The organism is Gemmatimonadaceae bacterium (genome assembly GCA_016720905.1).
Taxonomy (GTDB): domain Bacteria; phylum Gemmatimonadota; class Gemmatimonadetes; order Gemmatimonadales; family Gemmatimonadaceae; genus Gemmatimonas.
The window spans coordinates 253,572-267,076 of record JADKJT010000002.1 but is presented as its reverse complement, the minus strand read 5'-3'; the positions used below and the strand labels follow the sequence as shown (position 1 = coordinate 267,076).

The following is a 13,505-nucleotide window of genomic DNA, read 5'->3' as shown; positions in this document are numbered from 1 at the left end:
CCGCGGGCATGGAAGAGCCAACGAACAACGTCGCTGATCCAACGGCCGACGCACTGCGTCGTGCCGTCGAGGGGCAATTCCGACTCGATCGGGAAATCGGCCGCGGCGGTATGGGCATCGTGTATTGCGCGTTCGATGTGCAATTGGCGCGCGAAGTGGCGATCAAGACGCTGCCGCCGCATCTCGCGGCCGATGCGCAGGTGCGCACCCGCTTCCTGCGCGAGGCCCGCACGGCGGCGCAATTGTCCCATCCGAACATCGTCCCCATCTACTCGGCCGCCGAGCGCGATGGCGTGGTGTATTTCTCGATGGGATTCGTGGACGGCGAGTCGCTGGCCGAACGCGTTGCGCGACAGGGTCCGTTGTCACCGGCGGATCTGGTACCGCTGCTGGATCAGCTGGCGGCGGCCCTGGGGTTCGCGCATGCGCACGGAGTGGTTCATCGCGACGTCAAGGCGGAGAACGTGCTGCTCGATCGGAAGACCGGGCGCGCTATGGTCACCGACTTCGGGATTGCACGCGTGGCGGAAACACAGCCGCTGACGGCGACGGGCACCGTGCTGGGCACCGTGCACTACATGAGCCCTGAGCAGGTCACCGGTGATGCGCTCGACGGCCGCAGTGACCTGTACTCCCTTGGTGTCCTCGCGTTCTTCGCGCTCACTGGCCGCTTCCCCCTTGAGCGCCCGACAGCGTCGGCCGTGGTGGTGGCGCACGTGAATTCGCCGCCCTGGCGTCTGCACGATGTGCTGTTGCATTGCCCGCCGGAACTGGATGCCCTGGTGGCGAAATTGTTGGCCAAGGCGCCCGGCGACCGATATCCAGACGCCGAGGCACTGCGGCGCGCGCTGCGTGAGATGACATCGGGACCGCCGCCGTTGCCGCGAAAGGTCGAGTACACCACGCCCGGGGCGACGCGCGGTACGGATGTCGTATTTTCCAGTACGGAAGCACAGCAAGTCTGGTCGCGGGCTGCCGAGCTGCAGGCGAACACCGGGATGATCACGCCGCCGCCGGTGTTCACGCCGCGCAGTCACGAAGAACAGGTGACGCGGGGGTACGATGCGGCCGTGGTGAAGGCGTCGGCCATTGACGCGGGTATTGATGAGAAATACGTGGCACGGGCACTGGTGGAAAAGGCGCACGCCCAGCGCGTGTCACTGGCCGAAGTGACGCCCGGTGAACTGATGCAGAAGAAACCCAACTTCTTTCTCGGGGCGCGCACCAAACTGGAGTACACCGCCGCGTTCGAAGGGGAATTGGCTGGCGACGACTTTGAAGAGATCGCCGAGGAAGTTCGTCGTGCGCTGGGCGAGATGGTCACGGTGAGTGCCGTCGGGCGCTCGCTGACCATCAACACCACCCACGCCGGCGGGCGGCAGATGGGCTCCGTGCGTGCGCTGCAATTGCATCTCACGTCACGCAATGGACGCACGCAGGTGCGTGTCTACGAAGATCTCGGGAACACCGCAGGCCAGTGGTTTGCCGGCTTGGGGATTGGCCTGGGTACGGGTGTGAGCGCGATGGTGGGCGGGCTGGCCGCGAATGCCACGCACAGTCCGCCGGTGGTCATTGGCGCGGTCGTGCTGTGGATTGGGACGGTGTACAGCACGTGTCGAGCGATCTTCGGGCGCACAGTGCGGAAGCGCGACACGCAGCTGCGGGATATTCTGCGACGCGTCATTGCGCGCGCGGAGCAGATCCTGGAGGAGAAAGCGGGGCCGAAACGGTTGGAGCGGCCGCTGGTGCAAGACGGGAGACGGGAGACGGGAGACGGGAGACATCCGGTCTGACACGGCGATGTACCTGATGCTCTGTTACTGAGCTACCCGACTGGACGTCTCCCGTCTCCCGTCTCTCTCCTCAGCGCTGCTTCACCCAGCGCAGCACTTCCCCAATGCTGGGGCGCTTGCCATACATAAGCAGCCCCACGCGATAGATGCGCGACGCCAGCCACACGGCGGCCCACGCGCCCAGTGCCACCGAGAGCAGCGCGATGGCGATTTCGCTGTTGGCCACGGGGGCGACCGTCATGCGCAGCGGCATCACGATGGGCGCGCTGAACGGCAGCATGCTCAGCACGCGCGACAGGGTGCTGTCGGGCTGTAGCAGGATGTTCTGGGCAAACATGATGCTGCTGACCAGCAGCAGCACGACGGGCATTTGCGCCTGCTGCGCTTCCTGCTCGCTGTTGACCGTGGCGCCGACGCCCGCGAACAGTCCGGCGTACAGCATGAATCCCAGCACAAAGAACGCGACGAGAATCGCCCCGGTGCCCCAGGACATGTTGGGCAACGTGATGGGCGCGGAGGCCGCGCCAAACTTGGCGAGAATCGGGGCGCGGACCTTGTACATCATGAAGCTCATGGACAACCACAGCAGCAGTTGTGTCAGCCCGACGCCGCCCACACCGAGCACCTTGCCGGCCAGCAGTTTGGAGGCCGAAACGCTGGAGATGACCACCTCGGCCACCCGTGTCTGCTTCTCCTCCAGCACACCGCGCAGGACGTTGAGGCCGTAAATGAAGATCGTCATGTACAGCAGCATGGCCACGGCAAGACCAAAGAAGATATTCAACTGACCTGAACCGCCACGGCCCTGCTTGGTGAGCCGTTCAGTGGCCACGTTCATGTTGATTTCCGTCAGCTGCCGACCGACGTCCGGGTCGATGCCCAGTGTCTGCATGCGAAGCGCCAGCACTTCGTGCTGCACGGCGCGTTCGAGCTTCTGCATGTCGAACAGCGCCGTGGTATTGCTGCCCGCGTACCGTGCCTTCCGTCCGGCCAGCGACAACGAGTCGAGAATGAGGTAACCCTTTACCGCTTCGCGCATCACCTCGCCGGTGGCAAGCGCTTCGGCCGGTGCGATGCTGTCGGCAGGGACGACGATGACGCGCGGCGTGGCGCCGCCACCGCCGCTGATGCCCCCGGCGAGTCGCGCTGACACGCGTTCGCCCAACCCGGCACCGGTCGCATCGATGATCACAATGTGCGAGGAGTCCGCCGCCCCCTTGTCGCGTGACGCGATGAGGGCCGGCAGGAACATCAGCGCGCCAAAGAACACCGGTCCGAACACCGTCGCAATCAGGAACCACCGGCTGCGGATGCGCTCGACATACTCGCGGCGGATGACCGCCATCAGCTTACCCATGGCCGCTCATCCCCGCGTCAACGTGAGTGGCACCGACCTTCTCCAGGAAAATCCTGTGCAGTGAAGGACGTACCAGTTCGAATCGTTCGATGGACGCACCGGCCGCGACCAGCGCGCTCAGCACCTCAGGTGCCTTGGCGCCCGCCGCCATCTCCAGCTCCAGATACCGATTGGAGTCGTCCACGCGCGCAACCAAACGCGGATCGCGCAGAACCGCCTCGACCGCAGCGGACGGCGCGCCGTCCAACCCCAAGGCAATCATGCGCGCACCGTGCGCCTCGCGCACTTCCGCCACACCGCCGTCCAGCACCTTTTCGCCGTTGGCGATGATGCACACCGAATCGCACATGCGTTCGGCGTTGTCCATGATGTGCGTGCTGAAAATCACCGTGCGGCCGCGCTTCTTGAGGTCCACAACCGTGTCCTTGAGTGCCTGCGCATTGATCGGATCGAGTCCGGAGAACGGTTCGTCCAGAATCACCAGCTCCGGGTCGTGGAGCAGGGCACCGATGAACTGCACTTTCTGCTGCATGCCGCGGGAGAGTTCATCGACCTTGCTGGCACCCCAGTCTTCCGTGGCCGTCTTCAGCGAGAGGCGTTCCAGCCACATGTCGATGCGTCGATCGAGTTCCTTGCCGCCCAGTCCCTTCAGTTCGCCAAGAAACCTGAGCACGCGGCGTACCTGCATCTTGCGATAGAGTCCGCGTTCCTCGGGGAGGTAGCCCACGCGATCGACCAGCGACGGGTCGTCGTGCGGAACACCCAGCACGCGAATGGTGCCCTCATCGGGTGCGATGATGTTGAGCATCATCCGGATGGTCGTGGTCTTGCCGGCTCCGTTGGGACCCAGCAGGCCATAGACGGCGCCGCGCGGCACGGTGAGCGACAGGGATCGCACGGCGACATGATGGTCGTAGCGCTTGACGATCCCCTGTATTTCGATGGCGGAAGTGGACATCGGAGAAAGATGCAGGTGCGCGCAGTGAATCGGCAGGCATATTTCCCGCATGTCCGTTCCGTCACTCGAGATGCCCCATAGCGTCGCCGAACGCAGCCTGCCGGCGCTCCAGTTCAATCGACGCGAGTTTGCCGGCGCCTTCGGTGATCTGGGGACGGACCTGCCATTGCTGGTGGGGGTGGTGGTGGCGACGGGGATGGATCCCACCACGACCTTCGTGATGTTTGGCCTGCTGCAGGTGTTGTCCGGACTCGCCTATCGATTGCCCATGCCGGTGCAGCCACTCAAGGCCATGGCGGCGATTGCCATCAGCACCAAGCTCGCGCCACCGTTGCTGGCGGCGGGCGGGCTGATTGTCGGCGTGGTGATGCTGGTGCTCGCCAACAGCGGGGCGCTGGAATGGATTGCCCGCACCGTCCCCAAGGCGGTGGTGCGCGGCATTCAGGTGGGACTGGGTCTGCAGCTTGGTACGTTGGCGCTGACGCGGTTCATTCCGGCAGACGGCCAGCGCGGCCTGATGTTGGCGGCGGCTGCCGTGGTGATCGTGCTGGCGCTTCGAGACAATCACAAGGTGCCGGCCGCTCTTGTGGTGATTGGCCTGGGATTGGTTTATGCGGCCTTTCAGTGGCCAAGCGCGGTGGCGTTGCCGTTCGGGTTCCGGTGGCCACAACTGCCCGCACGATGGCCCACGGGCAACGAGTTCGCCCGTGCGTCGCTGCTGTTGGCGTTGCCACAGCTGGCGCTCTCCCTGGGGAATTCCGTACTGGCCACGCGGCAGGTGGTGGGGGATCTCTTTCCCGACCGTGCACCACTCACGGTCCGACGTATCGGCACCACCTATGCCATGATGAATCTGGTGGCCGCACCCCTTGGCGGACTCCCGGTATGTCACGGCTCGGGAGGGATGGTGGGGCACTATGCGTTCGGCGCGCGTACCGGTGGCAGCGTCGTGATCTACGGCGCCTTCCTGCTGCTGGCCGGACTGTTTCTGCTGGGCGACCCGGCCGCGTTTCAACGGCTGTTTCCGGGGCCGATCCTCGGCGTGTTGTTGCTGGTGGAAGCGGTGTCCATTCTGCTGCTGGTGCGCGATATGTTGCCGCAACGGTGGGCGTTTGCCCTGGCGGTGGCCTGCGGCGTGACGGCGGCGTTTGCGCCGTATGGCTATGCGGTGGCGCTGGTTGCTGGAACCGTCGTGTGGCATCTCGCTGCGCGTCGCCGACGGGCCGAGTAGAATTCAGGGTTGATTCTCCCGAATCCCTGCGCGCGGAGCACCGTCGGCATGACCCGTTGTTCATTCACCCGTTTCCTGGTGCTGTGCGTCGCGTCGCTCAGTGTCGCCGCGACATCGACCGTCGTCGCGCAACCGGGTTCGCGCTTCGAAATTGCCTTCAGTGCGGCGGCTCATCCCCAGCCCATTACCGGTCGCGCGTACGTGGCGTTGAGCCGTGTCGCCACGCCGGATCGCGGACCGATCGCGCAGGCCGGCGAAAACGGTGTGCCGATCTACGCGGTGGATATCAGCAACCTCGCAGCGGGGAAGGCCGCGCTGATTGACACGTCGACCTTCGGTCACCCGGTGCAGAGCCTGCGGGACATCCCGCCCGGCGAGTACTGGGTGCAGCCGTTCATCAATGTCTACACGAAGTTCGCGCGGGCCGACGGCAAGACCATCTGGGCGCATATGGACCAGTGGGAAGGACAGAACTGGCGCCGCTCACCGGGCAATCTGTTCGGCGATCCCGTCAAGATCACGTTCGATCCGGTGTCGACCCGGGCCATCAAGCTGGTCGCTGACAAAGTGATTCCGCCCGTGGTGGTGCCGGCCGAAACCGAGACGGTCAAGCGTCTGAAGATCCAGAGCACGATCCTCACCAAGTGGTGGGGCCATCCCATCTATCTTGGCGCGGTCGTGTTGCTGCCCAAGGACTATGACAGGCATCCGGAGGCGCACTATCCGGTGGTGTACAGCCACGGGCATTTTTCGCTGCGCGCTCCGCAGGTGGGGACCAGTCCGTACTGGAATGCGGATGGCACACCGCGGATGATCATCGTCACGCTGCAGCATCCGTCGCCGTTCTACGATGATTCATACGGCGTCAATTCGGCGAACAACGGACCCTACGGCGATGCGATCATGCAGGAATTGATTCCCGCCGTGGAATCGAAGTTCCGGGTGATCGGGCAACCATGGGCGCGATTGCTGACCGGCGGGTCCACGGGCGGATGGATCTCGCTGGCGCACCAGGTGTTCTATCCCGACTTCTACGGCGGCGTGTGGTCGCTGTGCCCTGATGCGGTGGATTTTCGGTACCACCAGATTGTGAACGTGTACGCCGACACCAATGCCTACTGGCTGCAGCGTGACTGGTCGAAGATCGATCGCCCCACACAGCGGAAACCCGACGGCAACATCACGGCGATGATGAAGGACGAGAACTGGTTTGAGTTGGTGTCCGGCACCAAGTCGCGTTCCGGCGGGCAGTGGGATATCTGGGAGGCCACGTACGGTCCCGTGTCGGCCGATGGTTTCCCGACACCCATCTGGGACAAGCGCACCGGTGTCATCGACAAGCAGGTGGCGCAGTACTGGAAAGAGCACTACGACCTGCGTTATTTGCTGGAAACCAAGTGGGGGACGCTGGGGCCCAAGCTGGCCGACAAGCTGAACATCTATGTCGGCGATGCCGACTCGTACTATCTCAACATGGGTGTACGGCTCATCGACGAGTTCTTGTCCAAGACCACGTCACCCAAGTGGAGTGGCGAGATCGTATTCCAGTCGATGGCGCCGCATTGCTGGGGGCCGCCGATGCCGGAACTCATGGGCAAGATGGTCAAGCAGATGGAACGCTCGGCGCCGGCTGGTGCGGATCTCAGGAGCTGGCGTTACTGACGCCGTCTGATCAAGAACATTTCTACCGCAAAGGACGCGAAGGTGAATGTGTGGTACTTCGCGAACTTGGCGCACTTCGCGGTTCAAACATCCCCCATTCTCCTCACCATCCCATGACTCGCTCTCATCGCATCGCCGCCATCGCCATTGTTGCTTCCGCACTCACCGCCGTGTCCGCGGTCGCGCAGCGCATCCTGGTTGACGTCACCGGCAAGTGGACCTTTGCCGTGGTCACGGAAAACGGCACCGGCACCCCGGCCGTCGTCCTCAAGCAGGAAGGCGAAAAACTCACCGGCACGTACGAATCCGCCCGCATGGGTCTCCGCCCCATCGAAGGCACCGTCAAGAAGGATTCCATCAACTTCGCGCTCAAGGGCGGGGAAGTGGAGCTCCGCTTCATCGGGATCGTGGTCGACAAAGACAACATGAAGGGTGTCGTCGATCTGGCCGGACAGGGTACGGCCACGTTTACCGGGACGCGGAACCCGTAGGCTCGCGAATGCGGATGGAGGCGGTAGGTTATCTCCAACCTTCCGCCCTCGGAGTTTCCAGTGATTCGCCGGTTCCTGTTTGCTGCGCTAGTGGTTGCGGCGCCCGTTGTCAGCCACGCCCAGACCCCCGATCTCTGGTCCGCCATGCACTGGCGCCAGATCGGCCCACTCCGCGCCGGTCGCGCTCGCGCGCTCTCGGGCGTTCCCACGCAGCCGAGTGTGTTTTACATCGGTTTTGATAACGGTGGCGTGTGGCGGTCCACTGATTACGGCTCGAACTGGGAGCCCATCTTCGATCAGCAGGCCACGGGATCCATCGGCGCGATCGCGGTGGCGCCGTCCGATCCGAGAACCATCTACGTCGGATCGGGTGCCGGCATCATTCGGCCTGATCTCGCCGTCGGTGACGGCATGTACAAGTCCGTCGACGCCGGCAAGACGTGGACGCACCTGGGTCTGCGCGAATCGCAGATGATCGCGCATATCGACGTCGATCCCAAGGATGCCAATCGGTTGTTTGTCGCGGTGTTGGGGCATCCGTACGGACCGAACACCGAGCGTGGCATCTTCCGTTCGCTGGATGGCGGCAAGTCGTTCCAGCGCGTGCTGTACAAGGACGAGTACACCAGTGGCAACGATGTGCGGATCGATCCGTCCAATCCGAACATCGTCTATGCCACGCTGTGGCAACAGCAGCAGAGTTTCATTGAAGGCCAAGGGTTTGGTGGTGGTGGCAACGGCATCTTCAAGTCCATCGATGGCGGTGCCACCTGGAAGCCGCTCACTGACGGGCTGCCCAACATCTTGCAGGCCAACATCGCGCTGGCGCCCAGCAATCCGCGCACGCTCTACGCCATGGCCGCGGGCGCGGCCACCAGCGGCCCGCCGGGCGCGTCAGGGCCCGTGGGTTTCTACAAGTCCACCGATGCCGGTGAGCATTGGCAGGTCGTGGCGCACGCCACCGAGCCCGGTGCGCGCGGCACGCCCGACCCGCGTCCGCTGGCGCGCATCGGCGGCGGAGATCTGCCCACCATTGTGGTTGATCCCACCAACGAAAAAGTTGTGTACAGTTCCTCGACCGTGTTCTGGCGCACCGAAGACGCGGGATTGAATTGGTCGGCCATTCGCGGTGCACCAGGTGGCGATGACTACCAGAAGACGTGGATCAACCCGCTCAATCCCGACATCATTCTGGCCGTGGCCGATCAGGGTGGTGTGGTGTCGGCCAATCGCGGTGTCAGCTGGAGCAACTGGTACAACCAGCCCACCGCGGCGATGTACCATGTGTCCACCGACATGAACTTTCCGTATCGCGTGTGCGGTGGACAGCAGGATTCGGGGTCAGCGTGCGTGGATAGTCGTTCCATGGACGGGCGTATTTCCTTCCACGATTGGCATCCGGTCAACATCCAGGAATACGGCATTGCCGCGTCCGATCCGAAGGATCCGGACAAGGTGTTCGGCAGTCAGCGCAGTGGCGTGTCCTTGTACGACCGTCGCACGGCGCAAACCACGCAAGTGGGGCCGGACATGAGCGAGATCGGCCCCAAGGGCGAGCGCTATAATCGCAATGTGCGTACAATGCCCATCCTGTGGTCGCCGGTTGACAATACCACGCTGTACTACGCGTCCAACGCGGTGTGGAAGTCGACCGATCGCGCCCACAGCTGGACGCGCATCAGCCCGGACCTCACGCGTCAGACATGGGCGGTACCCGCCACCGCCGGCAAGTACGCCAGCAGCGTCACGCCGGGACCCATGGGCGCCATCACCGCGCTGTCGGCCTCGCCGCGGTCACTCGGCATCATCTGGACCGGCACCGATGACGGCACCATTCAAACCACGATGAACGGCGGCACCTCGTGGAAGAATGTCACGCCCGGCAGCATCAAGCCGTGGACTCGTATTTTCAATATTGAGGCGGGTCACTTTGATTCGCAGACGGCGTACGCTGCGGCCAACACGCTGCGACTCGATGATCTCAATCCGCACTTCTATCGCACGCATGATGGCGGTGCGACCTGGACCGAAATCAACACCGGGATCGCGGCAGGCGCGGTATCCAACGCGATTCGTGAAGATCCGCGGGTGAAGGGGCTGTTGTATGCCGCGACCGATTTGCAGGTGTGGGTGTCGTTCGATGACGGCGATCACTGGCAGTCGCTGAAAAACGACATGCCGCCCATTTCGGTGCGCGATATCCAGGTCAAGGACGACAGTACGTGTCTGTGTTCCGACCTGATCGCCGCCACGCATGGTCGCGGCTTCTGGATTCTCGACAACGTCACGCCGTTGCGTCAGGCCGCGTTGGCGCTTGCGGCAAAGAATGCCAGCAAGACGTATCTGTTCAAGCCGGCCACCGCGGTGCGCGTGCGCTTTGGCACCAACGAACCGACCCCCTGGCCACCGGAATTGCCAGCCGGTGAGAATCCGCTGCCGGGTGGTGTCATCGACTATTACCTCGCCAAAGATGCCAGCGCACCGGTGTCGTTGGAAATCCTGAATTCGGCCGGGCGCGTGGTGCGCACGTACACCAGTCGGGACTCGGTGCTCAATCCGCATCCGGCGCTCGATCCGGTCGCCTACGACAAGGTGTGTCAGAAGACGCCGTCGGCGCCGTTCTGCGGGTTGCCGCTGTATTGGCCCGCGCAGCCCATCGTCGTTTCGGCCAAGTCGGGCATGCACCGCTTCAGTTGGGACCTGCATCTCGATCCGGTCGATCCGCTCGATCTCGTGCCGGTGGGTGACGACGAAGCGCAGGGGGCCGTGCCGCGCCACACCTATCCGTTGGTCAACGCCCCGTGGGCGCCGGCGGGCAGCTATACCGTGCGATTGACGGTCGATGGGCAGCGGTACACGCAACCCATCACGCTGAAGCTCGACCCGCGCCTCAAGACGTCGGCGGTCGGCCTCGCGCAGCTCAACTCGCTGTCGATGGAGATGTACAACGGAGCGGTGGACGCCCACCAAGCGTTCGGTCAGGCGCGCGGGGTGATGCAGCAGCTGGAGAAACTGGGCGGCGCCGATGTGGATGCGCTGAAGGCGAAGTTGGAGCCGCTCTCCCCCTCGGGCTCGCCGCAACGGGCGCGCGGTCGTCGTCGCGGACCTGGCGGTGGTGCGGCGCAGGCACCGTCACTGGAGACCGTCAGCAATATGTTGTTGGCGGCGGCGATGGGGATGCAGGCCGCCGACTTTGCGCCGACGGCGGTACAGATTGCCGCGTGTGCGGCGGCACGTAAGCAGGCCGCGGCGGTGATGCCGGAATGGAGCGCGGCGCGTGCCGGAATTGCCGCGTTCAACGCCAAACGGAAGGCTGCCGGGCAACCCACCGTCTCGATGCCGGACTGACGGGAGGAGCGGGCCCGGACGGCAACGAACCCCGTATTGCTGTAAGCTTCGGTATCTGCAACCCGGGAGTCGCTGGCGGCGTACGGCCACACGGCTCCCGACCTCACGGCCAAAAGCACCAATCACTCCGGCGCCAAGCCGATCTCAGGAGTCTGCCAATGCCTCGTAAACCTGCCACGCCCAAGCCCCCAAAGGCGTCTGCCCGCAAGGCGGCTGCCAGTCCGCGGGGCCCGGCGGCGCTCGGGCCGTACTCCCACGCTGTCTGGTCGGGACGTCAGCTTTTCCTGTCCGGCCAGACGCCGGTGGACCCCGGCACGGGCCAGTTGGTATCAGGGGATGTCGAAGCCCAGACTCACCGCGCCTTCGACAACCTCCAGTTGGTTCTGGAGGATGCCGGACTGACCATGGATGACGTGGTAAAGTGCAACGTCTATCTTACGGACATGGCGAATTTTGCCGCCATGAACCAGGCCTACAAAGAACGGTTCACGGCACCATATCCTGCACGCACGACCGTCGCTGTCGCCGGACTTCCACTCGGCGCAGAGGTTGAAATCGAGCTTGTTGCTCGTCGTCCCGGCTGATCGCATCAGCCTGTATTCCCACTCTCCAGAACTGCCCATGACCAGACAACGTATCGCTCGCCTGTCCGTCGTGGCCGCCCTGTTTTTCGGCGCCGCGACCGCAACTGCTCAACGCATCCTTGCTGATTTCAGCGGCGCGTGGAATGTGACCGTGGAAGGCCCGCAGGGGCCAATGAACTCGATGCTGACGCTCAAGCAGACCGGCGACACGATTTCCGGTGAATTCCAGTCCGAAATCGGCAACGCGCCGGTGTCCGGCATGGTGAAGGGCGATTCGATCAAGGTCAGCTTCGGCATCGACATGGGCGGCCAGCAGCTGTCGCTGCAGGTGATCGGCGCGCTCAAGGACGCGGACAATCTGGGCGGCACGATCGAGGCGGCCGGTATGGGTGGATTCCCGTTCGTGGCGACGAGAAAGAAGTAGCTGAGTACTAAGTACCAAGTACTAAGTACTAAGTACCAAGTACCAAGTACCAAGTACCAAGTACCAAGTACCAAGTACTAAGTACCGGGTACCAGGTACTAAAACGGGAGACGTCCGGCAACGGATGTCTCCCGTTTTGCCGTCTCCCGTCTCCCGTCTTGCCGTCTCCCGTCTCCCGTCTACTTAAGCCGCACCCGCGACAAATGCAGCCCGGTCGCATCGCGGTTGCTGAGGTACACCAGTTTCCCCTGCCCGAAACCCACCAGTTGATAGCCAGTGGGCAACTGGATGCGATCAAACAACTCGCCCTTTCGGTTGATGAGGTCGTAAATCACGCCGCCTGGCGACGGACGCATCAGAATGGTGCGCACCCAGAGGTTGCCGTCAGCGTCCGCGCGAACCGCTGAGGTTCCCACAGGCGGTTTGTAATCGGGCAAGTCACGCGGTCGGACCAGTGTCGGCGCCCGGTACGTGGGGGCGGGCGGCGTGTAGCCGCTGCCGTACATCTCGCTGAAGTACGTCTGCGTGCAACTGGGCGGCCCGGTCCCGCTTGGTGCGGGCGGTGGGGTTCCGGGCGGGCACGCCGGCACGTAATTGCCTGGAAACGACACGCCCTTGGGCAGAATCCAGTCCTTCGGCAAACCGGCAGGTGGCACGTAGCCTTCGGGCGGCGTAAACGTGGCCGGATACGGTTTGTTCAACAGGTTCGACCATGCCACCATCTGCGTGGCAAAGTCCGTTTGTGCATTCTTGATTTGCACGGCCTTCGCCGAATCAGCGAAGCGGACCTTGTCGTCTTCGGTCAGGCGAACCCAGGGAAACGGCAGCTTGTCCGACGACGTGAGGGTGCCGTCGGGCGCACGAAAGTCCACGCGATAGTCGATCCCTCGAAGGAACGCGACGGAGCCTTCACTCAGCAGCGCCCAGTCATCGGTGAGTGGCAGCGGATTGGGGACCATGTTGATACTGAAGCCGAACTCCTGATCCATGCGCAGGGAGTACACCTGTCTGGGGATGCGCACGACGCCCAGTGTGTCGGATTTTCGCGAATCGAGATTGACAGCGACCACGAACGCCGAGTCTGGCGGTGAGGGGAAGTACGGCATTCCGGGCGGCGGCGCGACGGCCGGCGGCGCGGCCGTGGCGGCAATCCGGTAAATAAAACGCCCACGGGCATCGAACCCCGGCACACCGGCCTGAAAGGCAGGATTGGTGATTCCATTGATATCCTGTGCGCGCGGCACGGCTCGCACGCGCACGATGTTGCCTGCACCGTCGAGAAACAGCATCGCCAATGTTGCCGGATCGATGAACACCGTCGAGTCACCGCGATAAGCCAACATCGCACCGGCGCGTGTGCCATACGCGTTCTGCACCTCGGTCAGCGAGTCGAGGACGACGGTGACCTGCGTGAGGGTGCTGTCGAGCATGAGCAGTCGACGACGGGTGCCGTCGTTCAGCAGGACACGACCGTCGGAGAGATGGCGCACATTGGTAATGGCGCCCAGCGGTTCCTTGCTGATCGCCTGCGCGCTCTCGATGCGCCGGACGGCGGGACCCGGGAGGGGTGGCGCCACCGCCGGTGCGCCAGCCTGCGCGGTCACCACGGACGACGACACGAACGCCAGGCACGTACCGACGAGGATGCGTCGCATTG

10 protein-coding genes are annotated in these 13,505 nt (G+C 63.7%); 7 read left to right on the top strand and 3 right to left on the bottom strand.

The genetic code is table 11. The annotated features are described in order from the left end of the window. The first annotated feature begins 8 nt into the window (after positions 1 to 8). A complete protein-coding gene (locus tag IPP90_03505) occupies positions 9 to 1,793 on the top strand; it encodes a serine/threonine protein kinase (protein ID MBL0169786.1) in 1,785 nt (594 codons plus the stop codon). 70 nt (positions 1,794 to 1,863) lie between these two features. Here IPP90_03505 and IPP90_03500 read toward each other — a convergent pair whose 3' ends face one another. Both IPP90_03500 and IPP90_03495 read right to left on the bottom strand, forming a co-directional pair. Then, a complete protein-coding gene (locus tag IPP90_03500) occupies positions 1,864 to 3,150 on the bottom strand; it encodes an ABC transporter permease (protein ID MBL0169785.1) in 1,287 nt (428 codons plus the stop codon). Next, the gene (locus IPP90_03495; protein MBL0169784.1) at positions 3,143 to 4,108 is read right to left on the bottom strand and encodes an ATP-binding cassette domain-containing protein; all 966 of its coding nucleotides are present in this window, start codon (positions 4,106 to 4,108) and stop codon (positions 3,143 to 3,145) included. The genes IPP90_03500 and IPP90_03495 overlap by 8 nt, the downstream gene beginning before the upstream one ends. 49 nt (positions 4,109 to 4,157) lie before the next feature. Here IPP90_03495 and IPP90_03490 point away from each other — a divergent pair, with 49 nt between their 5' ends. The 6 genes from IPP90_03490 (at position 4,158) to IPP90_03465 (ending at position 11,848) form a co-directional block, all read left to right on the top strand. Next, positions 4,158 to 5,339: a putative sulfate/molybdate transporter gene (locus tag IPP90_03490; GenBank protein MBL0169783.1), complete on the top strand. Its 1,182-nt coding sequence runs from the start codon at positions 4,158 to 4,160 to the stop codon at positions 5,337 to 5,339. 48 nt (positions 5,340 to 5,387) lie between these two features. Next, on the top strand, positions 5,388 to 7,001 hold the full coding sequence (locus IPP90_03485; protein MBL0169782.1) for a hypothetical protein: 1,614 nt from the start codon (positions 5,388 to 5,390) through the stop codon (positions 6,999 to 7,001). A gap of 113 nt (positions 7,002 to 7,114) precedes the next feature. Next, positions 7,115 to 7,492 carry a hypothetical protein gene (locus IPP90_03480; GenBank protein MBL0169781.1) on the top strand — a complete coding sequence of 126 codons (378 nt, stop codon included), beginning with the start codon at positions 7,115 to 7,117 and terminating at the stop codon, positions 7,490 to 7,492. A 144-nt stretch (positions 7,493 to 7,636) separates the two neighbouring features. After that, on the top strand, positions 7,637 to 10,840 hold the full coding sequence (locus IPP90_03475; protein MBL0169780.1) for a glycoside hydrolase: 3,204 nt from the start codon (positions 7,637 to 7,639) through the stop codon (positions 10,838 to 10,840). Between the two features lie 158 nt (positions 10,841 to 10,998). Next, on the top strand, positions 10,999 to 11,424 hold the full coding sequence (locus IPP90_03470) for a RidA family protein (GenBank protein ID MBL0169779.1): 426 nt from the start codon (positions 10,999 to 11,001) through the stop codon (positions 11,422 to 11,424). Between the two features lie 37 nt (positions 11,425 to 11,461). Then, positions 11,462 to 11,848: a hypothetical protein gene (locus tag IPP90_03465; protein MBL0169778.1), complete on the top strand. Its 387-nt coding sequence runs from the start codon at positions 11,462 to 11,464 to the stop codon at positions 11,846 to 11,848. Between the two features lie 179 nt (positions 11,849 to 12,027). Here IPP90_03465 and IPP90_03460 read toward each other — a convergent pair whose 3' ends face one another. Then, positions 12,028 to 13,503: a hypothetical protein gene (locus tag IPP90_03460; protein MBL0169777.1), complete on the bottom strand. Its 1,476-nt coding sequence runs from the start codon at positions 13,501 to 13,503 to the stop codon at positions 12,028 to 12,030. Between the last annotated feature and the right edge of the window lie 2 nt (positions 13,504 to 13,505).